The sequence below is a fragment of the Geminocystis herdmanii PCC 6308 genome (assembly GCF_000332235.1).
Taxonomy (GTDB): Bacteria; Cyanobacteriota; Cyanobacteriia; order Cyanobacteriales; family Cyanobacteriaceae; genus Geminocystis; species Geminocystis herdmanii.
The window spans coordinates 4008155-4029649 of record NZ_CM001775.1; the positions used below are offsets into that span (position 1 = coordinate 4008155).

Here is a 21495-nt window from a genome sequence, read left to right on the forward strand (position 1 = left end):
TTCCTGATCTTTTACTCAATTTTCTTTGCTAATTATTTTATTTATTGACTTTTATCTATCAATATTCAAATGAAACAAAATATAAATCGCCCGCTCGATCGATGTCTCTGAGTATTGGGAGTTGATAGGTGCTATAATTAAGTGTTTGTACGATCGACATTGTTTGAGAAAAAACTTGATTTGTTCCCCATTTGATATTATCAAATAAAGATTTTTCTAAGGAATTTAAACCTAAGAGATAATAGCCACCATCGAGGGCTTTACCGATAACTAAATCATGGTTATTTAAAGCTAGAAAAGCCTCTCGTAAAATATCAACATTTAACTCTAAACAATCGACACCAATAATTATTACTTGTTCGTTTTTCTTCTCAAAATTATCCTTAAAAGCCCTATACATTTTTTCCCCTAAATCTCCTTCAATTTGAGGATAGAAATTATATTTATCTCCTAACCATTGTTGCATTAATTCTTTGTTACCTCCTTGAAAATAGATATTAACTTCTATGTCAATTATATTAGTTAATAGTTCGATCGAGCTTAGGGTTGTTTCTGTCATTAACCGTTGTAAATTAGCTGATTTTTCAGCACCAATAGCAGGAATTAATCTTGTTTTTGTCTTACCAATTTCAGGGTAACGAGTAAAAATTATTATGGCTTTTTTTTTCATAGATATAAAATTATTATAAAATTATTAAATCACTAATAATAAGGTGGTTTCCAAGAAAGAATATACCAATCTTCTCAATGATTCCCCCTTTTTTAAGGGGGGTTAGGGGGGATCGATCAGGTATAATTATTGTCAGAAATCACCTAAGTATATCTTGGGCATTGTCATTTATACTGAAAGAGCGGAAAAATTGGGATTATTTCATCGATAAAAACCTCTAAACAGGAAAGAAAACTATATGAGTAAAAAATTTTTGTTGATATGTCGAAAGAAGAAAGACAAAAAATTTTATTTGAGATGTGTGATGAGGAAATTGATTTTACTGATATACCAGAAATTAATCAAGATTTTTTGAAGACAGTAAAAAAAATCGAACATCCTCAAAAATCAAAGACAAATACCATTAAAATTAAACCTCATTTACTAAACTGGTTTAAAAATCATGCTCAAGAGAATAGTTATGAAGTATTAATAAATAATGTTCTTGAAAACTATATTCAGCATCAAATAGAAAATTAAATTAATTAGACTTTATTTGAGGGATAATTGACAATATTTATTTAGTAATCTATAATCAGTTTTATGTCTAAATCTTGGTAAAATTCTTCTTGATATAATTCAACTTTCGATTGAGAAGATAATAATAATAATGCCCAAAAAACACCTACTTTATCTTCTACTTTTTCTTGTTTATAGGATTGCCAATTATTAACTAATCGATCGAGCTTAATATATTCGTTATGATGATTATGAGTCAAATTTTGGGTTAAAAAATCATTAATTTGTTGAGCCAATTCTGTTAAATTTTCATTATGGGCTAAATCCGTAATAGTTTTCAAAGCCTGTTTGCGAGTATAACCTTTTTTTGTCTTATTCAAAGGTAAATCATGATTAATTTTTTTCTCCTCTAATTCACTTTCCATAGCTTGTAATTGAGTGATTAATTCTGCTAAAGTCACCTTTCTTGTTTTGGGAGGAGGTGCAGATGTTCGCCTTTTAATATGTTTATCGATGTCACTATTTCTAAAATTACGTCTAAGGGCATCTAATTCGCCGTCTTCCTGAAAATCTTCATAATTTTCCTCATTTTCCTCTGGTTGACTCAATTTTTCGAGGGTTTCCGCTTTAAATAATACTAACATGGAAGCCCATAACATTACTTGTCCAGATTGAGACAAATCCATCGTCTGTAAATCGATATTTTGACTGTCATTTATGCCTAATTCTGCCAAAAATCGATCGATTATCTCAATTACCTGCACATCCCAAGGGTTTATCTCCCCTTTTTGTGCTAAATCTATTAATAACTCAATGGCTTGACTAGCTGGACTTTTTTTTGTATTCATCGATGAGGTGTTAGGTTTTAGTTGTTAATTAATCACTCACCGTGAAATAAATTTCACGGCTAATAGCGAAAGTCTGCTAAAGCGACTGAATTCTTCATTCCTCATTCTCCATTCTCCATTTTCCATTCTCCATTCTTATACGATTCTGGCACAACTCGATCGCCCACTCAATCGATGCTATCATGCTACTAGGATTAGCAATACCTTGCCCAGCAATATCAAAAGCTGTACCATGATCAGGAGAAGTACGCACAAATGGTAAACCTATAGTAGTATTCACCGCTCGATCGAAAGCCATAGATTTCACAGGTATTAAACCTTGGTCATGGTATAGGGCTAAAAAACCGTCAGCAGTCGCAGTATTTGAATCATGATACCATGCTTGAGCAGGTTTTACCCATAAAGTGTCAGGAGGAGTTAACCCTGTTAATTGAGCCTCTGGATAGCGTTTACGGGCATTGTCTAACCAATCATTTAACCAGTCTTTTTCTTCCGTGCCCAATTTTCCATTCTCTCCACTATGGGGATTTAATCCAGCTATGGCAATATGAGGATTGGGCAAGTTAAAATCTTCCTTGAGGGTGTGTATCAACAAATCCAGTTTATCATCCATCAGAGAGGGGTTAAGGGTGTCGGCTACGGTTTTTAAGGGTATGTGAGTTGTAGCTAAAAGAGTTCGCAAAGTCCATGCCGTATAAGGAGATTTGCCCACAAACATCATCCCAAATTTATCTACTCCCGACTTCTGGGCTAATACTTCTGTTTGCCCCGGATAATTATATCCTGCTTGTTGCCATAAAAATTTGGCAATGGGTGCTGTGACAATACCATCAAATTTACCATCTAAGGTGAGTTCGATCGCCTTTTCCAAATACAAAAAACTCGCTTTTCCCGTGTCACTATTCCCCTCCCCCCAATTAATTTCAGGAAGTGTTAGTATATCTATGATATTTAATTGATCAGGATTTACTAAATCAACATTAGTCTTATTCTGTAAATCATTATATGCCTTTATTAAGCTCGATCGACAACCAATGATAGTGATATTAGCTTGAGCAGAAAAACGATGATTAGCCAAAGATTTCAGGATAATTTCTGAACCAATACTAGCAGGATCTCCTAAAGTAATAACAAGGTTAATTTTATTCGTATATTTAAAAGTCATAGGTAGAAATAAATAATTGATTAAAGTATTTTTAGATAAGGATTTTTTGTGACTATAGAAAATATTACTCTCCTTCAAATTTTAGCTATCCTATCAGCATCTGCGGCAGGAGGTTTAAGAATTGCTTTACCTTTACTTATTATTGGCATTGCACGTCTTGATCAATTATGGACTAATATCCCTTTTTTATCCCATATTAACCCTCAAATTATTGTCGGTGTTTTAACCAGTTGGACTCTCTTTGAATTATTTGGGACAAAAAAACTTTTAGGTTTAAGAATTGTCCAAATTATTCAGCTGATATTTAGCCCTTTTGTCGGTGCATTTATGGCTATTGGAATGGCGGCTTTAATTGAAGTAAAAATTACGCCATTATGGTTATTAGGATTAACAGGGGGCTTATTAGCATTAGTTTTAAAATTAGTATTAGTAGGATGGTTTTTTCGATGGGGGAAAATGCCAATTATTGTTATTTTTTTAGAAGATTTTTTATCTGCTATTTTAGTTATTTTTGCCCTTAAATCTCCTGAAAATGGTGGTTTAATTGCCATGATTTTATTATGGTTAGCCTTGCGTAGTTCTAATGAATGGAAATATCGATTTAAAACCAAAAGTGACTTAGAAACAAAAACCAAATAAGATACAAATTTTATGAATTTTTTACTAATCTTATAGAGCATGAATATTTATTTACATTAAATTTTAATAGTGAAGATTATATTTACTAAAATAAATCACTAATAGATTAAGATAAATAATTGTATTTTATTAAAAATTAAGCCATGATTAATAAATTTAAAAAGTATTTTTCAACCTATTTATTTAGGTTTTTTATGGGAATATTCCTTTTCAATCTTACTCATCCATTAAGCATTTATCCAGCCGTGGCACAATTAGAAAATACTTGTACCTCTTTGGATTCGATCGAAGTGCGCCAGTTGACGATCAAACAAATTACCCGTGAAAGTCATTTATCTTTAGGTAAAGGATCATAGTTTTTTGATGGGCTGGGTTTTTTCATTCTCAAATTTTGATTTAACTCAAAACTATAATTGACAAAAAATCTAGCCATTTTTATTGATTAGAAAATCAATTATTATTTAAAATTGTGATATTTTTTATGAAAATTGAGTTCAATTTATTGAACGGTATCTATTAGATGTTTAATTTATTACACGTTGGGATAATGGTTGTGAATCCTACTGGTATAATTTTCGTAACCTCGCAATGACAATATAGAAAAAAAATAGGGCAGACAATGAAGTCCACCCTATTAATTATTTAAGATTTAAAAGATTAATCTTAGAAACGACTTGAGTTAGGTTTGTGAACGATGAAACTAACAGTTTGGCACTGTCTGAGGTTATCAAAAGCAATAACTCTGATATAAGAATCGGAATATTGTGCTTTACACTCACGCACTTCGTTTAATACTTCTTGGGGAGAGAAAGCATTAAATAAAGGTAATTTCCATAAAGTCCAGTGGTGATCGGTAGGTAAAGGGTCTTTTTCAAATTCGATCGCAGGAATAAATCCTTGATCTAATAAGTATTGAACCTGTTTAACAATTTGTTGATCGGTTAAAGGAGGTAAATAAGATAAAGTCTCGTAACGACGCTCTTTTCCTAAAGTTTGCATTTTTTATTCTTCCTTGTTTTCTGATGGATTAGATTCTAAGTTTGGTTCATCTATCGAAGATGACGTTAATGAAGAAGATTGAGTTTGGGTTAAACGCTCTAAAAGATGACGGCGGTGTTCCATATTCGATTGCTCGATATTTGTCTTCACCATTTCGGGTAAAAACTCCACAATTTGCTCTGCTAAATCTTGCCTTACTGTAAGAATCCTTAATACTAACTCTTTATTTTCCTTCATCAAATCATTGATGTAATTATCACTATCTTGGACTTTTTTTCGATCGCTATAATCATTAAGCCATATCGCTTGTCCGGGGTTAGTTTCTGAGAGTTGTTCAATAATGACTCTTACGGCTTGATAAGTGAGATAACTTTGCAAAACTTTTGCTGTATCCTTAACGACTTGTTTATAAGTCATAAATTTTAATTAGTCTCAGTGATTATCAGAATTTTTATAAGTACAATTACTCAAATAACTCAATTATTTTGTTCATTAATGACTATTTACCTTAAAAATTCATCGGTAGGGCGATACACACCCCACCAAAATCAGATTTTTATATACTAAGGAAACACAAAGACTTACAATTCTGACGATCGAACCTGAATACCACTAAAACTTAGAGAGTATCAACGGTGTCAAACTCGAACTTGATTTCTTTCCAGAGTTCAAGAGCTGCTGCCAACTCAGGACTCCAACGTCCAGCTTCACGAAGTACCTCATTACCTTCACGAGCTAATGAACGACCTTCGTTACGAGCTTGAACACAGGCTTCTAAAGCTACACGGTTAGCGGTTGCACCTGGAGCGTTACCCCAAGGGTGTCCTAAAGTACCACCACCGAACTGTAAACAAGAATCGTCACCGAAGATTTCTACAAGCGCGGGCATATGCCATACATGGATACCACCAGAAGCAACAGGCATTACACCGGGTAAAGAAGCATAATCTTGGGTAAAGAATACACCACGAGAACGATCTTCTTCTACATAGTCTTCACGCATTAAGTCAACGAAACCTAAAGTTACAGCGCGATCGCCTTCTAATTTACCTACAACAGTACCAGAGTGTAAATGATCACCACCAGACAGACGGAGACATTTAGCTAAAACTCTGAAGTGAATACCGTGATTTTTTTGACGATCGACTACTGCGTGCATTGCACGGTGAATGTGGAGTAATAAACCGTTATCACGACACCATCTGGCGAGGGTAGTGTTAGCAGTGAAACCACCAGTAAAGAAATCGTGCATAATGATAGGAGTACCGATTTCTTTAGCGAATTCAGCACGTTTCATCATTTCTTCACAAGTACCTGCGGTAACGTTGAGGTAGTGACCTTTCATTTCATTGGTTTCAGCTTGTGCTTTGGAGATAGCTTCTTGTACAAACAAGAAACGATCGCGCCAACGCATGAAAGGCTGAGAGTTGATGTTTTCGTCATCTTTTGTGAAGTCTAAACCACCACGAAGACACTCATAAACTGCACGACCATAGTTTTTAGCCGATAAACCTAATTTGGGTTTAATAGTACAACCCAAGAGAGGACGACCGTATTTGTTTAATAAGTCACGCTCAACAGTAATACCATGAGGAGGACCTTGGTAGGTTTTGATTAAAGCAACAGGGAAACGAATATCTTCTAAACGTAATGCACGGAGAGCTTTAAAACCGAATACGTTACCAACTAAAGAAGTTAAAACGTTGGTAATAGAACCTTCTTCAAATAAATCTAAAGGATAAGCAACGAATACGAAATATTGGTTATCTTCACCGGGTACAGGCTCAACGTTGTAACAACGACCTTTATAACGATCTAAGTCGGTTAAACCATCAGTCCATACAGTAGTCCAAGTACCAGTCGAAGACTCAGCCGCTACTGCTGCCGCACACTCTTCAGGGGGAACTCCCGCTTGGGGAGTCATTCTGAAACAGGCTAATAAATCAGTATCTTTAGGGGTATAGTCAGGGGTGTAATAAGTCAGGCGGTAGTCCTGTACACCAGCTTTAAATCCACCTTTGGATCCAGCTTGTACCATTTGTCGTTTCCTCCAAGTATATAAATTTTCTTTATAGCTATATATTTAACAACTTCAATAATCGGAAGTTCATTTTAAGCCTTTTACTTTTCGAGAACAATCTTATCATGAAGGGGATCAAGTTTTGCACAAAGAAAAAATTTTTTTCAACTATTTTCGATTATTATTATTTCTATTTTTTATCAGGTTAACTAATCTTAATTTTCTTGACTTAATCACCCTGCTCACTTTATGATACTTGATCCTATTTTTTTCTTTACCGTTAAAACGTTATTTTATACATATTTCGTTACACAGTAAAACCAGAAAAGTCACTAAGTTATTATACTCATTTAAAAAACTTATTGATGAAAGTAGGAGATAGGAGGGAGGAAACAGGAGATAGTAGAAATTGAGATAAACATCAGTGATACTTGGCGAGGGCATAATTTGAGTTTGGTGAAGGTAGGCAAAAGGCAAGTAGGCAAGAGGCAACTATACATTTTGCAACATCAGATTATAACCTTGATGAGTATAAATTGATTTTTAGTAAGAAAATGAAATATCAATATTAGACATTAACTAGATTTGATACGATAGAGATCGACATCAAAAAACTTTTATTTTTCAGTATTTCTCCTATATCCTGTCTCCTAACTCCTATCTTCTTTTAAATTATGGTTAAATTTGTCCTCGCTTCAGCATCTCCTGCCCGATTGAAACTCTTAAAAATGGTAGGTATTAATTCGATCGTCCATAGTAGTAACTATGATGAATCTTTAATTAATCTTACCGATACAGAAGCATTAGTTAACACCTTAGCGCAAAAAAAAGCGGAAACCGTAGCGGAAAAATTCCCTTGCGCCTTAGTCTTAGGATGTGATTCTGTCTTAGAAGTAGAAGGAGAAATCTATGGTAAACCAGATAACCCCCAAATTGCTGTTAGTCGATGGCAAAAAATGAGAGGCAAAATCGGTAAGTTATATACTGGTCATGCTTTAATTGATACTAACAATAATGAAAAAATTATTCTTTGTGGCATTACAGAAGTTCACTTTGCTAATATTGACGATGGCTCGATCGAATCCTATGTTAATACAGGAGAACCTCTAAAATGTGCGGGGAGTTTTGCCTTAGAAGGTAAAGGAGGATTATTTATCGATAAAATAGTCGGTTGTCATAGTAACGTGATAGGCTTAAGTTTGCCGTTATTACGCACAATGTTAGCAGATTTAAACTATAAAGTTAGTGATTTTTGGTAAGTTAATCGAGAAAATTTGAGTTAAGCTAATTGAAACAAAAAAAATTGAGGTTATCTATTTATAATGAGCAAAATCGAAGAAATTAAAGCCAAAATCAGAGAAGGAAACATCGAAACTGCCATGGCAATGGCAATGGCAGAAGCCATGAAGTTAGAAATAATTACCACCGTTAATGATAGTGATACCCTCTCTCACTCTCAATGTTATCGTAGTAATCTCGATTTATTAAATAATGAAATAGATCACCAAATTGATGATCAAAAAAATAGTGAACAATTGGAAAATTTACATTTTCAAGAAGTAGGAAAAGCCCACGAAAAAATTTTACAAAATGTTCAAAGTTTACAAAAAATGTTTACTTTGTTGCAAGATAATTTAAGTGAATTAAACTAACAATAAAATTGAGATTAATTATATATTATTTAATAATGGAGGGATCTAACTCATGAGTAACTATGACAAAATTAAAGATTTAATCGAGAAAAAAAAATTATCTCAAGGTTTATTATTGGCGTTAAGTAATAGTTTAAAAATTAAATTAGTCACTAAAACTAAAGGAAAAGAACAAGTTAATAACATTGAAACTGAAATTGATTTAGTCAAAGGATTAAATACAGAAATTAACGATAAAAGTTTACTATCTTCAAATAATTACACTCTCAATTTTCATAAAAAACAACTAGAAAATATTTATGATACTTGGGATAAAAATAGGGAAACTTTAGTTAAAATTTTTCAAATAATAAATGGTAGCTCGATCGAGCTACACCACTCCGTGAGCGAACTTAATACATTAGCATATCCATCAGATGACTTTATGGAATCTGATGATAGTTTTGAAAACGACTTTAATGATTTTGAATCAGAATCCGCCCTGGAAAATTCTCTTTTTGAGGAAAAATCTCTAACAGAAAACCCCTTAAATGAAGAAGAAGATAACAGCAATGTTGATAACGAAACCTCAGAAAATTGGATAGATGACTTAAACAACGACTTAGATGACGATATAGAAGACTCTTTTCCCCAAGATGAAGAAGACGAAGAAAACTCCTCAGAGGAAAACTCCTTTGAGATGATGATAGAAGAAGAAGATATTTTTCTGTCGCAGAATGATGAAAGTGAGGCGGAATCTGTAGAAGAATCCATAGAAGAAGATGAAGACTGGGACGATTTTATGGTAGAAATGCCCGAAGAAGAAGCCGTAGTTTCCGAAGTGATAGCCAGTGATGATGAAGCAATATCCTCCGATGTGGAAATGGATGATGATTGGGAAGAATGGTTAGATGAAGATAACTTACCGTCTCATATTGATGGAGAATATACCCCCGATGCCATCGATTGGAGTGAAGAAAACTAAAGACAACCTGAGTTTCGAGATTTTAACCCTTATTTTATCAATTTTCGGAGATGTCTAATATTATCTCCGATGTCTTATTTTTTATTTTCACCGATAAACTTTATCTCCCAGAGAAGACATCAAGCGGTTTTTTCAGAAAAACTAAATTTTTATTCTTACCATTGAAAAATTACGATAAACTAATAGTACGTCTTGAGATGAAAATAAAATTAACTCACGGTCGAAAGGAGAGTGAATGAGCGTTATTTATTGCCTCAACCCCCACTGTGAAAACCCACAAAATGATACCAAAACTAAAAAATGTCGAAGTTGTCAGTCAGACCTGATACTTCATAAGCGCTATGTCGCCATCAAAAAAATTGGTAGAGGAGGTTTTGGCACAACATATCTCGCAGTGGACATGGCACAAAAAAATCAGTATTGTGTGGTTAAACAACTAGAATTGGCAACAGCCAATCCAGAATCTCATCGCACGGCTTTAGATTTGTTTGCCAGAGAAGCGAAAACCCTCGCTAAACTGGATCATAAACAGATACCAAAACTTTTAGATTACTTTGAAGAAAATGAACAATTTTACCTCATTCAAGATTTTGTTTTAGGTAAAGACTTAGAAAAAGAAATCAAAAAAGGCGGTATTTATCAAGAAAGTTCGGCAAAGCAGTTTTTACGGAAAATGTTGCCTGTCTTGCAGTATATTCACTCTCAAAAAGTAATCCATAGAGATATTAAACCGGGTAACATATTACGGGAAAAGCAAACTAATCAACTATTTTTAATTGATTTTGGTGCGGTTAAAGAACAAGCAAACACTCAATTGATGAATCAAAATCCCCAAAGTGCTTTCACTAAAATTTCCGTGGGTACTATGGGATTTGCACCACCAGAACAGTTGGCAATGCGTCCTGTGTATTCCAGTGATATTTATGCCTTGGGTGCTACTTGTATTTATTTATTAACAGGAAAAGCTCCAAAAGATTTATGTGATAATACCACGGGGGAATTGGCGTGGGAAAAACACACGAATGTAACAACGAACTTTGCTAAAGTATTGAATAAAATGCTAGAGTTAGATGTTCGTAAACGTTTTCCGTCTGCTACTGATGTGATTAACGCTTTAGATTTAGTACCCTATGAGCAAGAATTGGCTGGGGGGATGGTTAATTTAAGTTCTAGTAATTCTAACTCTGATGAAGAGGAAGAAGTTACGATCGCATCTTCCACCTCCCAAAACCTAGCAGATGCCATCAGAAAAAGAAAAGAAAAATTAAGCGGTAATTCCTCAACCCCAAGAGTAACACCAAGTACCTTACCTCCTACACAACCAAAAGTTCAGTTAACACCTGAATTAATTATTCAAGATTACCGCCAAGGGCATCGTAACTTTAGTCAACAAGTACTAAGTGAGTTAGATTTACAAGGATTAAAATTAGCTGGAGCAAGTTTTTCTCAAAGTAAATTAATTGGAGTTAACTTACAAAAAGCTAACTTATACCGTACAAACTTTTATAACGCTAACCTAGCCCAAGCCAATTTATCCCAAGCGAATTTACAACGAGCAGAATTATATCGAGCAAACTTAAAAAATGCCGATTTACAAGGTGCTGACTTAGCGGGGGCAAATCTTACCAGCGCTATTTTAAAAGATGCTAATTTAGGAGGAGCAAATTTAAAAGGTGCAAAGGTAAATGAAGAACAATTAAAAAGTGCAAAAACTAATTGGCGGACAATTCTCCCTGATGGAAAACGAAAATGGTGGTAATTAAATTAATGAGGAATGAGGAATAAGAAATGAGGAATGTAAAAATTTTCCCTAGTCTCCTAGTCTCCTATCTCCAGCCCTTATTTAAAATCTCACGATTCAAATAGGATTGCTATAAAATTGTCAATCACCAATTATCAATGATTAACCTATGATTATTAGTTACTGTGTAAATCCCGATTGTAGTGAACCAAAAAATCATCCTAAACTAAAAAAGTGTCATAGTTGTGGTTCTAATTTAATATTAAATAACCGCTATAGGGCTATTAAAATGCTAGGGAAAGGAGGATTTGGCGCGACATTTGTGGGAGTTGACTTAACAGTAGTAGGTGATCCTCTTTGTGTAATAAAACAGTTACGTCCTATAGCAGATGATGCCCAAGCCTTAAATACAGCTATTAGTTTATTTGAAAGGGAAGCGAAAACTTTAGGAAAAATTAATCACCCTCAAATCCCTAAATTAATGGATTATTTTGCGGATAACGATCGATTCTACCTCATACAAGAATTAGTAAACGGTCAAAATTTACAAAGGGAAGTGAAAAGCCAAGGAGTATATGGAGAATTAGCTTTAAGAAGATTTTTAGAAGATATAACTCCCATTCTGAAATATCTACACTCCGAAAGAGTTATTCATAGAGATATTAAACCTGCCAATATTTTACGACGCAAAAAAGATCAAAAGCTCGTATTAATTGATTTTGGAGCAGTAAAAGATCAAGTTAACACCCAATTAGCCAAAACTATGGGGCAAACGGCTTTAACCAAGTTTTCTGTGGGTACAATGGGTTATGCACCCCCCGAACAATTGGCAATGCGTCCGATATACTCCAGTGATATTTTTGCTTTAGGGGCAACTTGTGTTTATTTAATCACGGGTAAATCACCGAAAAATTTTGCGATCGATCCCGATACAGGAAAATTACTTTGGCACGAAAACACGAATATTAGTGGTGCATTAAGCAAAGTCATCGATAAAATGTTAGCTCACGATACCAAAGAGCGCTATAAAACAGTAGATGAATTAATAGAAGCCCTTAACCTGCAACCCTTTCAACAAAGTTTAAGCCAAAATATTAACAATACTCCTTCTGGTATTCAATCCAAACACATTTCAGCAGAGGATTTCACCATGGCAGATGCCACCAACAGTCAATTAAGTAATACCCTATCCGCCACAGAAAGACTAGAAAAAGCCATTCAAGAAAGACGTAAAAGTGGTAACAAACAGAATAAATTGACATCCATAAAATGGAATCAAGATACATTTTTAACAGCCGTGAATAACGGTAAAAAAGATTTTAGTGATCAAAATTTACAAGGATTAAATTTAGAAGGCGGAAAGTTAAATAAATGTATTTTTAGATATGCCCAACTACAAGGAGTTATTTTCACCGAAGCCAGTTTATCTCAAGCTAATTTCTACGGTGCAGATTTAAGTAATACTAATTTTAGTAATGCTAATTTAATGCAAACTTATTTCTCCAAAACAAATTTAGAAAACTCAGATTTTAGAGGTGCAAATTTAGTCGGTGCCGATTTCACCAATGCAAATTTAATTAATGCCAATTTTTGTGGTGCTAATCTCAAAAATGCTAAAGTAAATCAACAACAATTAAAATCGGCAAAGGTTAACTGGAGTACTGTTTTTCCTGATGGTAGTCGTCATTGGTGGAAGGTATTTTAACATATTTGTAGAGACATAAAATTTTACGTCTCAACGGGAATTTTATGTATGATCGAAGTCTATTTGATTAATTTCCGTGGCAACTTTGATGCCAGATTCTAAAGCACCTTGTAACCATCCCCTTGTTTTAGAAGTATGATCACCAGCAAAATATATTTGTCCTTCTGTACGACTCAATTCATCAAACAATTCACTTTCTTGAGTTTTGGTGGGATATGCCCAACCACCTTTTGCCCAAGAATCATTCGTCCACGAATAATATTCTGAGGTTACAGGGTTATTCGGTACTTCGGGAAAAAGATTTTTCCATTGGTTTAATAAAGTCTTTAATCTTTCTTCCTCATTGAGTTTATCCATAGATAAAGCTAATTCAGCTTTGAGATAAGAATGTAAAATCCCTGTTTTGCCCGATGTATCCCAAGTCGGTTGCCATAATTCTTCAGGGCTATCTAAAAATATACCCCAACCATTTAAACCTTGTTTAACCCAAAATTTTTCAGGAAACTCCACAAACATTCTACTAGCAGGACGATAATCATATCCACCATTTGATGCTTTTTGTTTTGGTTTAGACAAAGGTGGTTGAAACTCTATCTTATCCAAAACCGTTAAAGGTACAGTACAAATCAAAAAATCACCTTCATATTGCTTCCCCGATTGAGAGAAAACTCGAACTTTCTTGTTATTTTGTTCAATACGAGTAACCGCTTCCCCCAGATTAATTCTATTTCCCAAAGCCTTAGCAAAAGCCTGTGGTAACAAATCTGTACCATAACGAATCTTACTCCATTGTCCCATTTCTCCCGAATCACCAGAATTGGGTAAAATCGACATCAAATCTTTACTAGATAATAATTTTGCCCTTTGATTTTTGATCGCCATATACAATCCCTCATCGGGGAAAAAAGGACTTATTTCTAAACCAAAATGCTTAATATAACTCAAGGTTAAGTAATGATCAGGTTGGATTCTAGCCGCCCCAGCTTCCACAATATTTCCCTCACTAAAACCATTTCTTAATGTTAAAACTCTCCCCCCCACTCGCTCACGAGCTTCTAAGACTGTAACTTCATGCCCTGCCATAGCTAATTCATAAGCGGCAACCAACCCCGACAACCCTGCACCTACAACAATAACTTTAAGAGGAAATTCACCTTTCTTTTCTAAATTACTAGGGATATGTGTTGTTTGAGTGTTTCCTTGAATACAGACTGTAGTTGCTATTAAGGTTATCGCACCACGAATCAAAAATTTACGGCGATTAATTTTCATTATGGATACCTAAGTTTAATATTGAGAATAGAATATCATTATGATTGTGTTGTTCAGGTTGATTTCTATAAGTTATTTTCTATTAATTTGCCATAACTACTGTAAAAGAGTCAATTGAAAAAATTTTTGTCTATTGTGCATAAATTCTATTTTTCGCACGGATATATCTATAGACAACAATTTCAAATCATCAAAACTATGGAAAACACCGAAAGTTACATTCCTTCAGTAGTACAGGTAATTAGTTCGTGGTTGGTTTTTTTATTTCTCAATTACAGATTAGCGGTATATGGTAAAGAGCAAAGAGGACAAAAAATGTGGTTATCTCTGCTTGTGGGGTTGGGAATAGGTTTTTTTCCTCAGTTTGTTTACAATATCTGGGGCGTTAATTTTAAAACTCCCCTGAAAAAATGGAAGGCTAACTTGGCATTTTCGATCGCATTTATCCTCAGTTTAATGTTTTCTGCGGCTAGTTTTGATTTGATTTTTTCGTATTACTTCTCGTGGTGGAACTTGTGATATATCCTAAACCGCCAAGAAATAAATGATCCTGTTGGCAAATAAAACTTAAAAATTCTGAAACCCTCATCCCTCTTCTATTTTTAGGACAAAATCAGGATCATCTACTTTTGTAATTACCTTTCTCTGTTGCTGATTTTTTCTGTCTAAATAAGCGTGTAAAGCAGATGAATCATTTGTATGTGCTAAAAAGTATTTTTTTACGTCTCATCGGACATGGTAGTATAACGAATATCAGACATTAAAGCACCTCCCCAATAGAGTGATTTAAAAACAATGAAAGCCGATAATTTTATTTTTGAATTGGAAAAGACTTCTTTTAAAACCAAACAAAATTTACCCAAATATCCGGGCATTTATTATGTAGTTGATGACAATAACCAAGATATTCTTTACATTGGGCAATCAGTTAATATTAACAGTCGTTGGCTTGGTAGAGGGCATCATAGAGATCATCAATTAATTACCATTATGCGTAATCGAAAAACCACGTTAACTATTTATTCTGAATATGTAAAAATAGAATTTCTTGACATTATAGAACAGAAAAGAATTAATGAATATAGTCCTCTTTTAAATGAAAGTCCAGTAAAAAGGAGGAATATTTCACCTTCTGAAGAATTATTGATAGAGTCATTAAAAATTTTACAAGAAAATGTGCTTATATTAGGTATAGAAAAACCTAGAAAAGATATTGCTCATACCCTAGATTCTTTTGATAAAAAATATAATTTAGTACAATCATCTATTGTTGATTTATCAACTATTCATCTTCTTATTTTTTCTGATGATTATAATAATTTTTTTCCGATGAGAAAACATTTATTAAAATTTTTACTAAAAAGAAATAAACAATCAAAATATAGTAAACAATGGTCAAGAATTAATCATGGAGAGCGGACCATTTGTCATCGTTTAATTTCTAACGGATATGTTTTTCAATTGACAGAATGGTGGTATTGGAAAGATGCTATTAATAACGAATTAACTTATGAAGATTTTTATAAACAAATTACTACTATTGAGGTTAATTTAGCTGGAATTAATTTTAAAGCACTAAATGAAAATAGTTTTTATTTAATTACTCCAAATGATAAAAAAATAACTCCTATTTATTATTTATTAACTAGATTAAAACCTTATGAACTAAATATAATTAATATAACAAATTTTCAATCTGAACAAAAATCTTTAAAACATTCATTTGAGACAAAAGTAAAAAAAGAAATTGAACGAGAAATAACAAGAGTATTAACTAGAATTAATACTTTAACAAGTCTTTTTTCTCAGTTGCGTAGTCTAATTATTGGTGAGTATTTTATTGGTGAAACTAAGTACATTGTTATTGCAGTTAATAATAATGATTATAGTATTTTTTATACTTCAATGAGTAAAGGTAAAGGAGGTTGGTTTAAAGATTGTATTTCTTATAACTTTGAGGGAAAAGAATATGTAAAAAACATAACCAAATATCAAGTAGAAAATTATGTGATTGAATTTGTCGAGTTTTTCCAGATTATAAATTACATGACATTAAACAATAGATTAAAACAGATTAAAATTACATCACTTTTTGGAGCAGAAATTAAAGCATTAAATTCTATAGATTTTCTTGATCAATTACTTAAAGATGCGTCTGCAAATTTAATCAAAACTGATGATAATTTTTGGTTTACAAGAGAAAAAATTATTGAACAAGGAAGTTATATTTTATATCTCAAAAATAAATTAAAACCGTTAGAAAATGATAACATAAAAATTCATGCTTTAATTCAGTCTAATCCTGTTAATATTGTCGTTAATGATACATTTAGTGACATAGATTCATTGCTTAGAAGTAGAGAAAAAATGACAGAAATAAACACGACTAATTTAATCCGTAAATCAGGTTTTATTCGTCAATCTGGCAATAGAAAATATCTACCTTTCCTTGTAGCAAGTTTTATCTTTAAAGGTGAGCGTGCTTCTAATTATGCAGTCAATATGGTAACTCAAGAAAAACAAGTGAAATTTGCGAATAATAATTACTGTAGCATAGTTTATCAGGTTGCTTCTGGAGATGAAAAATTATGGCTATTATTAGGAGATGAGTTAAAAGATTTTGTGAAATTAGGAATCTTAGAAAACATTAAAGACAAAGAATGTTATACAGATAAACTTTATGTTAGTACTCGACGTTATGTACATTCTGCTCGATTAACAATTAAAATAAAAAGTATCAACTATTCTGGTAGTCTTCCTTTTGGATTTTCAGAAAAGTACCCATTTTATCAAACAGCAATAACTGAAATAGAGCAAAGAATAAAATCTTTAAATATACCAACTTTAAGCTGTTCTTTTACCCCAGAAAATGTTAAAAGTTGATTAATTCTCATAACAACAATAGTTTTTAAATCTAACTTTTATATTAAAGCTACTTGTAAACTTTTTGGTTGTGGAATTTTGATGATCCGTGAGAGTATGCAGACATTGTTTTGTGCGATCGAACCCTTGCCATTTGGCATGATATTTAACATAGAATCATTATTGGAAATGTCTAATAGACTTCGACCATATTTGGTTTAAGAAGGGTTAAAACCCTTACTACAAACTAATAAAAAAAGAAGAAACTTCGATAACGGTTGATAGTGAATAGTAAATAGTGCATAATTTAGGTTAACAGTTACTAATTCCTACTTATTATGTCTTTTCAAGCGAATCCCATTAAATTTGGTACGGATGGTTGGCGTGGCGTGATTGCCGCCGATTTTACCTTTGAGCGTGTTTCTAAATTAGCTCCTCTTTGCGCTCAAGTTTTACAAGAGTCCAATCCCCATTCTAATTTAATCATTGTGGGGTTCGATCGACGTTTTATGGCGGAAGATTTTGCTTTAATGGTAGCCCAGACTTTACAAGAATACGGTTTTGATGTCTTATTGTCAGAAGGTTATGCTCCTACTCCTGCGTTTAGTTGGACTGCCAAAGCTGAAAATGCTTTAGGTGCATTAGTGTTAACCGCTAGTCATAACCCTGCCAAATATTTGGGCTTGAAAGTCAAAGGCGGTTTTGGTGGTTCTGTGGGAGAGGATGTTACGGAAAAAATCGAATCTCGTCTTGATACAATCCCTAAGATTAGTGATCAAAAAGGCACTCTAACATTATTTGATCCTTGGGCTAGTTATTGTCAACAACTTCGATCGCTCGTCAATATTGATTTAATCAAAAGCTCGATCGAATCTGGTAAATTAAAGATTATTGCTGATGTGATGCACGGTGCCGCTTCTACGGGATTAAGTCGTTTGTTAGATTGTGATATACAAGAAATTAATGCTGACCGTGATCCTCTTTTTGGCGGAGGCGCTCCTGAGCCTTTACCACGCTATATTCCCGACTTATTTCGCAAAGTGAAAGAAACAGCAAAAACTCATCCCGATAGCCTTAGAATCGGTTTAGTCTTCGATGGAGACTGCGATCGAATTGCTAGTGTGGATGGTCAAGGGAACTTTTGTAGTACTCAAATTTTGATCCCCATTTTAATCGAACATTTAGCCACAAGAAGAAAACTAAAAGGGGAAATTGTTAAAACCGTAAGCGGTTCGGATTTAATCCCGAAAATTGCTAAACTGTTTGATGTGCCATTATTTGAGACACCCATCGGCTATAAATACATTGCTGAAAGAATGTTAACTTCTCAAGTTTTGGTAGGAGGAGAAGAATCAGGAGGAGTCGGTTATAGTAGTCATATTCCCGAAAGAGATGCGCTACTTTCCGCCTTGTATGTGTTGGAGGCGATGGTGGAGTCAGGGAAAGATATTAGCGAACTTTACACTAATTTACAACAGCAAGTAAACTTTGATTCAGGGTACGATCGAATTGATATTACCTTAGCAAATCTTGACCACAAAAACCAACTCCAGAAAAAACTGGAAACCACTCCCTTAACCGAAATTGCGGGGAAAAAAGTAGTGAGTTGTTTAGCCATTGACGGTTATAAATATCGCCTTGAAGATGACAGTTGGCTATTAATTCGTTTTAGTGGTACAGAACCTTTACTTCGTCTATACTCAGAAGCCCCCAACCTCAAAATAGTTCAAGAAAACCTAGCTTGGGCAAAACAATGGGCAAATGGATAAAAAGTAATTAGGGTTTGCCTCATAGTCTTTTTATGAGGATAGGAGAGAGAAGATAGGAGAAATACTGAAACATCAAGGTTTTGATGCTGTTGATAGATAAAATGAGTCTAGTTGTCTTAAAAAAAATAAGGTCAAAAGTATCGAATTTTGAATAAAAATCCTCAAAACGGAGCAATTTTTAAGTAATGTATTATGTCTAAACTGTTGACTTTAATAGCTTTCTGACCTATTCAGTAAACCCTAATTAAAGCGGGTAACGCGATTCGAACGCGCGACATTCACCTTGGCAAGGTGACGCTCTACCACTGAGCTATACCCGCAATTGGTACATTTATTATTATGTCGCAAATTCTCAAAAAAGTCAAGGTTTTTGTTGAAAAAATTTTTTTCTTTAATACATATCCCCCTAAATATATTCAAATAAATTTAGAAATAGACGATCGATTAGGCAGAAAAGCAACCATTGAAATGAGGAATTAGAAATGACAAATCAGGAATTGTTATATTGAGTAAAATAAAAGAAAACACCGAAAATTAAAGTAATGCAACCTTTATTCACTATTGGACATTCCAACCACAATCCTGAATATTTTGTCGAATTACTGCACAAGCATAGTATAACTGCTATTGGGGATGTTCGATCGAACCCCTATAGTCGTTACCTACCCCACGTCAATCAAAAGCAATTGCAAAGGTATCTTGCACAGAATGAAATTATGTATGTGTTTTTAGGAGGGGAATTGGGCGCACGCCCTGATAACCCCAATTGCTATGTTGAAGGAAAAGCCCTATATGAAAATATTGCTAAAACCGATAAATTTCAAGAAGGAATACAAAGAATTTTAAAAGGAGTAGAGAATCACCGTATCGCCCTAATGTGTGCCGAAAAAGACCCTCTTACCTGTCATCGTGCTATCCTAGTATGTCAGCATCTAGTACCATTCAATTTAGAAATTGCCCATATTCATAGTAATTCAGAGTTAGAATTTCATGAAGATTTAGAAGAAAGGATGTTAAAACAACACAACTTGCAGGATAATGACTTAGAAGGACAATTATCGTTATTTACAGATATTTTACCTCCTCCCATGACGAAAGAAGAAAGACTGAAACAGGCATATCAAAAACAAGGCTTAAAAATTGCCTATGTAGAGAATTAATGGAGAATGGAGAATTGAAAATTGAAAATGAGGAATGAATTAATAGCCCACTCAACAAAAAAGAATATTAGTAATATAAAAAAATCAATCAATCGAGCTAATATTTATAGTTGAATTTTCACTAATAGTAATAATAGTAAAATGATTAAATTATTTACCATCGGTTTTACTCGTAAATCAGCCGAAAAATTTTTTGAAGGATTGCAAAAAGCAGGAGTCAAAAAAATTATTGATACCCGTCTGAATAATACCTCTCAATTGTCAGGATTTGCGAAACAGTCAGATTTACAGTATTTCTTGAAAAAAATTGCTCATATTGATTATGAACATAAATTATCTTTAGCACCCACAAAAGATATACTAGACTCTTATAAAAAGAAGGCTATGGCATGGGATGAATATTCTCGTCATTATTTAGATTTAATTGCACAAAGACAGGTAGAAACAACTTTAAAAGAGGAAGATTTAGATAATTGTTGTTTTTTATGCAGTGAAGATAAGCCTCATAATTGTCATCGGCGTTTAGCGGCGGAGTATCTACAGTCACAATGTCAAGATATTGAGATAATTCATTTATAACAAATTGAGATTATATGTAATAAAATAATGATATTGAGTTCTATAATATAAGTAAAATTAATTTTGATAGGTTATGAAAATAATCTGTTTAGCTAATTCTTACAAACATCACGGCAGATGTATCGCTGGTATTAACATTAATTCGGGAGAATGGATACGCCCTGTATCTAGCTTGGAAGATGGTAAATTACCCATTGACGATAGTTATCTTAAAGTCGATCGAATCTGGCTTTTAGATATTATAGACATACCCATCGATCGAAGTCAAAAATTAGGTTATGAAGTGGAAAACTATGGTTATTATCATCTGCCTTGGCAAATAACCGATAAAGCGAAAGTTATTGATTTGTTATCATACTGTGAAGATACCTTATTATATCCTGAGTTCGATCGAGCTATTCCCTATGAGTATTTAAGACAACAATCACCTTTGCGCACATTACAACTAATAGAAGTCAAATCCTTATGGTGTTATAAAGACGAAAGGAATAAAGGAAAAGGGCGTATTTTAGACGAAAAATATAATATTGCCTCTATAGAAATTAGTGTAACAGATCCTTTAATCTTGAAAAAATTAGATTATCAAGAATCCTATACTTGTCATGGGTTGATATGTCTAAGTTTAAGTCAACCTTGGCAAAAATCTCCCCAAGATGAATTAATGTGTTATCGATTAATCGCAGGAATTATCGAATTACCCTCACAATTAGAAAAGATTTTAACTCAAATGGAGAGAGTAGGATGGAGTCAATCTCAAGGAAGAAAATATTTAAGAGAAAATTTTGATAAAGAATCTCGTTATCAACTCACTTTAATAGAAGCGCAACAATTTCTTACTTATCTTGAAAATCTTTCTATCTCAAGGTAAAAAATAGATTATTTGTACTATATTTTATTAAAGGATAATCTTTTTTCATTCTCATTTATTTTCAATAACTAATATTAACTAATT

General features: G+C 33.4%; 21 protein-coding genes, 1 tRNA gene and 1 pseudogene. 14 read left to right on the forward strand and 9 right to left on the reverse strand.

Annotated elements, in window-relative coordinates:
• Positions 1-58: 58 nt before the first annotated feature.
• Complete coding sequence (locus tag SYN6308_RS19995; protein WP_017296239.1) at positions 59-670, reverse strand: TIGR04282 family arsenosugar biosynthesis glycosyltransferase; 612 nt, start codon at positions 668-670, stop codon at positions 59-61.
• A gap of 261 nt (positions 671-931) precedes the next feature.
• On the opposite strand from SYN6308_RS19995, the gene SYN6308_RS20000 reads away from it, so the two are divergent.
• Entirely contained in the window at positions 932-1189 is a 258-nt protein-coding gene (locus SYN6308_RS20000; RefSeq protein ID WP_017296240.1) for a hypothetical protein, read from the forward strand.
• Positions 1190-1230: 41 nt separating this feature from the next.
• Here the strand turns inward: SYN6308_RS20000 and SYN6308_RS20005 are convergent, their stop codons facing one another.
• Together SYN6308_RS20005 and pdxA are read right to left on the reverse strand one after the other, a co-directional pair.
• Complete coding sequence (locus SYN6308_RS20005; RefSeq protein WP_017296241.1) at positions 1231-2016, reverse strand: segregation/condensation protein A; 786 nt, start codon at positions 2014-2016, stop codon at positions 1231-1233.
• A 94-nt stretch (positions 2017-2110) separates the two neighbouring features.
• Complete coding sequence (gene pdxA, locus SYN6308_RS20010) at positions 2111-3181, reverse strand: 4-hydroxythreonine-4-phosphate dehydrogenase PdxA (RefSeq protein ID WP_017296242.1); 1071 nt, start codon at positions 3179-3181, stop codon at positions 2111-2113.
• A 48-nt stretch (positions 3182-3229) separates the two neighbouring features.
• On the opposite strand from pdxA, the gene SYN6308_RS20015 reads away from it, so the two are divergent.
• Both SYN6308_RS20015 and SYN6308_RS25050 read left to right on the forward strand, forming a co-directional pair.
• Positions 3230-3820 (forward strand): DUF4126 domain-containing protein, encoded by a 591-nt coding sequence (locus SYN6308_RS20015; RefSeq protein ID WP_017296243.1) that lies wholly within the window; start codon positions 3230-3232, stop codon positions 3818-3820.
• A 194-nt stretch (positions 3821-4014) separates the two neighbouring features.
• Positions 4015-4176, forward strand: a complete 162-nt coding sequence (locus tag SYN6308_RS25050; RefSeq protein ID WP_158412773.1) for a hypothetical protein — start codon at positions 4015-4017, stop codon at positions 4174-4176.
• Between the two features lie 307 nt (positions 4177-4483).
• On the opposite strand, the gene SYN6308_RS20025 is transcribed toward SYN6308_RS25050, so the two are convergent.
• The 3 genes from SYN6308_RS20025 to SYN6308_RS20035 form a co-directional block, all read right to left on the reverse strand.
• Positions 4484-4819 (reverse strand): ribulose bisphosphate carboxylase small subunit, encoded by a 336-nt coding sequence (locus SYN6308_RS20025; RefSeq protein ID WP_017296245.1) that lies wholly within the window; start codon positions 4817-4819, stop codon positions 4484-4486.
• Positions 4820-4822: 3 nt separating this feature from the next.
• Positions 4823-5236 carry a RuBisCO chaperone RbcX gene (rcbX, locus tag SYN6308_RS20030; RefSeq protein WP_017296246.1) on the reverse strand — a complete coding sequence of 138 codons (414 nt, stop codon included), beginning with the start codon at positions 5234-5236 and terminating at the stop codon, positions 4823-4825.
• 202 nt (positions 5237-5438) lie between these two features.
• Complete coding sequence (locus SYN6308_RS20035; protein WP_017296247.1) at positions 5439-6857, reverse strand: form I ribulose bisphosphate carboxylase large subunit; 1419 nt, start codon at positions 6855-6857, stop codon at positions 5439-5441.
• 656 nt (positions 6858-7513) lie between these two features.
• Here SYN6308_RS20035 and SYN6308_RS20040 point away from each other — a divergent pair.
• The 5 genes from SYN6308_RS20040 to SYN6308_RS20065 all read left to right on the forward strand — a co-directional run bounded on the left by SYN6308_RS20040 (position 7514) and on the right by SYN6308_RS20065 (position 12901).
• Positions 7514-8098 (forward strand): Maf family protein, encoded by a 585-nt coding sequence (locus tag SYN6308_RS20040; RefSeq protein WP_017296248.1) that lies wholly within the window; start codon positions 7514-7516, stop codon positions 8096-8098.
• A gap of 63 nt (positions 8099-8161) precedes the next feature.
• On the forward strand, positions 8162-8491 hold the full coding sequence (locus SYN6308_RS20045) for a hypothetical protein (RefSeq protein ID WP_017296249.1): 330 nt from the start codon (positions 8162-8164) through the stop codon (positions 8489-8491).
• Between the two features lie 52 nt (positions 8492-8543).
• Entirely contained in the window at positions 8544-9455 is a 912-nt protein-coding gene (locus SYN6308_RS20050; protein ID WP_017296250.1) for a hypothetical protein, read from the forward strand.
• A 235-nt stretch (positions 9456-9690) separates the two neighbouring features.
• Positions 9691-11214 (forward strand): serine/threonine-protein kinase, encoded by a 1524-nt coding sequence (locus SYN6308_RS20060; RefSeq protein WP_017296252.1) that lies wholly within the window; start codon positions 9691-9693, stop codon positions 11212-11214.
• Positions 11215-11365: 151 nt separating this feature from the next.
• The gene (locus SYN6308_RS20065) at positions 11366-12901 is read left to right on the forward strand and encodes a serine/threonine-protein kinase (RefSeq protein ID WP_017296253.1); all 1536 of its coding nucleotides are present in this window, start codon (positions 11366-11368) and stop codon (positions 12899-12901) included.
• Between the two features lie 42 nt (positions 12902-12943).
• Here SYN6308_RS20065 and SYN6308_RS20070 read toward each other — a convergent pair whose 3' ends face one another.
• Positions 12944-14173 (reverse strand): flavin monoamine oxidase family protein, encoded by a 1230-nt coding sequence (locus tag SYN6308_RS20070; protein WP_017296254.1) that lies wholly within the window; start codon positions 14171-14173, stop codon positions 12944-12946.
• A gap of 198 nt (positions 14174-14371) precedes the next feature.
• Here SYN6308_RS20070 and SYN6308_RS20075 point away from each other — a divergent pair, with 198 nt between their 5' ends.
• Positions 14372-14692 (forward strand): hypothetical protein, encoded by a 321-nt coding sequence (locus SYN6308_RS20075; protein WP_017296255.1) that lies wholly within the window; start codon positions 14372-14374, stop codon positions 14690-14692.
• A 66-nt stretch (positions 14693-14758) separates the two neighbouring features.
• Here the strand turns inward: SYN6308_RS20075 and SYN6308_RS26050 are convergent.
• Positions 14759-14881: pseudogene (locus tag SYN6308_RS26050) on the reverse strand (DUF6887 family protein); the annotation flags it as partial.
• 87 nt (positions 14882-14968) lie between these two features.
• On the opposite strand from SYN6308_RS26050, the gene SYN6308_RS23595 reads away from it, so the two are divergent.
• Positions 14969-17056 (forward strand): GIY-YIG nuclease family protein, encoded by a 2088-nt coding sequence (locus SYN6308_RS23595; protein ID WP_017296256.1) that lies wholly within the window; start codon positions 14969-14971, stop codon positions 17054-17056.
• A 317-nt stretch (positions 17057-17373) separates the two neighbouring features.
• Positions 17374-18804: a phosphoglucomutase/phosphomannomutase family protein gene (locus tag SYN6308_RS20085; RefSeq protein ID WP_017296257.1), complete on the forward strand. Its 1431-nt coding sequence runs from the start codon at positions 17374-17376 to the stop codon at positions 18802-18804.
• A gap of 248 nt (positions 18805-19052) precedes the next feature.
• On the opposite strand, the gene SYN6308_RS20090 is transcribed toward SYN6308_RS20085, so the two are convergent.
• Positions 19053-19124 (reverse strand) — tRNA-Gly (locus SYN6308_RS20090).
• A gap of 222 nt (positions 19125-19346) precedes the next feature.
• Between SYN6308_RS20090 and SYN6308_RS20100 the strand changes: the two genes are divergently transcribed.
• From SYN6308_RS20100 to SYN6308_RS20110, 3 genes are all read left to right on the forward strand, one after another.
• Positions 19347-19964 carry a DUF488 domain-containing protein gene (locus SYN6308_RS20100; protein ID WP_017296259.1) on the forward strand — a complete coding sequence of 206 codons (618 nt, stop codon included), beginning with the start codon at positions 19347-19349 and terminating at the stop codon, positions 19962-19964.
• A 141-nt stretch (positions 19965-20105) separates the two neighbouring features.
• Entirely contained in the window at positions 20106-20543 is a 438-nt protein-coding gene (locus SYN6308_RS20105) for a DUF488 domain-containing protein (RefSeq protein WP_017296260.1), read from the forward strand.
• Between the two features lie 73 nt (positions 20544-20616).
• A complete protein-coding gene (locus SYN6308_RS20110) occupies positions 20617-21411 on the forward strand; it encodes a dual OB domain-containing protein (protein WP_017296261.1) in 795 nt (264 codons plus the stop codon).
• Positions 21412-21495: the final 84 nt, after the last annotated feature.

Bases quoted from the DNA above. Each gene is read 5' to 3' on its own strand.
- SYN6308_RS20100 (WP_017296259.1), top strand. From the start codon at position 19,347: ATGCAACCTTTATTCACTATTGGACATTCCAACCACAATCCTGAATAT.
- SYN6308_RS20085 (WP_017296257.1), top strand. From the start codon at position 17,374: ATGTCTTTTCAAGCGAATCCCATTAAATTTGGTACGGATGGTTGGCGT.
- SYN6308_RS20070 (WP_017296254.1), bottom strand. From the start codon at position 14,173: ATGAAAATTAATCGCCGTAAATTTTTGATTCGTGGTGCGATAACCTTA.
- SYN6308_RS20040 (WP_017296248.1), top strand. From the start codon at position 7,514: ATGGTTAAATTTGTCCTCGCTTCAGCATCTCCTGCCCGATTGAAACTC.
- SYN6308_RS20065 (WP_017296253.1), top strand. From the start codon at position 11,366: ATGATTATTAGTTACTGTGTAAATCCCGATTGTAGTGAACCAAAAAAT.
- pdxA (WP_017296242.1), bottom strand. From the start codon at position 3,181: ATGACTTTTAAATATACGAATAAAATTAACCTTGTTATTACTTTAGGA.
- SYN6308_RS20005 (WP_017296241.1), bottom strand. From the start codon at position 2,016: ATGAATACAAAAAAAAGTCCAGCTAGTCAAGCCATTGAGTTATTAATA.
- SYN6308_RS20025 (WP_017296245.1), bottom strand. From the start codon at position 4,819: ATGCAAACTTTAGGAAAAGAGCGTCGTTACGAGACTTTATCTTATTTA.
- SYN6308_RS20060 (WP_017296252.1), top strand. From the start codon at position 9,691: ATGAGCGTTATTTATTGCCTCAACCCCCACTGTGAAAACCCACAAAAT.
- SYN6308_RS20045 (WP_017296249.1), top strand. From the start codon at position 8,162: ATGAGCAAAATCGAAGAAATTAAAGCCAAAATCAGAGAAGGAAACATC.
- SYN6308_RS20050 (WP_017296250.1), top strand. From the start codon at position 8,544: ATGAGTAACTATGACAAAATTAAAGATTTAATCGAGAAAAAAAAATTA.
- SYN6308_RS20110 (WP_017296261.1), top strand. From the start codon at position 20,617: ATGAAAATAATCTGTTTAGCTAATTCTTACAAACATCACGGCAGATGT.
- rcbX (WP_017296246.1), bottom strand. From the start codon at position 5,236: ATGACTTATAAACAAGTCGTTAAGGATACAGCAAAAGTTTTGCAAAGT.
- SYN6308_RS20000 (WP_017296240.1), top strand. From the start codon at position 932: ATGTCGAAAGAAGAAAGACAAAAAATTTTATTTGAGATGTGTGATGAG.
- SYN6308_RS20075 (WP_017296255.1), top strand. From the start codon at position 14,372: ATGGAAAACACCGAAAGTTACATTCCTTCAGTAGTACAGGTAATTAGT.
- SYN6308_RS20105 (WP_017296260.1), top strand. From the start codon at position 20,106: ATGATTAAATTATTTACCATCGGTTTTACTCGTAAATCAGCCGAAAAA.
- SYN6308_RS19995 (WP_017296239.1), bottom strand. From the start codon at position 670: ATGAAAAAAAAAGCCATAATAATTTTTACTCGTTACCCTGAAATTGGT.
- SYN6308_RS20035 (WP_017296247.1), bottom strand. From the start codon at position 6,857: ATGGTACAAGCTGGATCCAAAGGTGGATTTAAAGCTGGTGTACAGGAC.
- SYN6308_RS23595 (WP_017296256.1), top strand. From the start codon at position 14,969: ATGAAAGCCGATAATTTTATTTTTGAATTGGAAAAGACTTCTTTTAAA.
- SYN6308_RS25050 (WP_158412773.1), top strand. From the start codon at position 4,015: ATGGGAATATTCCTTTTCAATCTTACTCATCCATTAAGCATTTATCCA.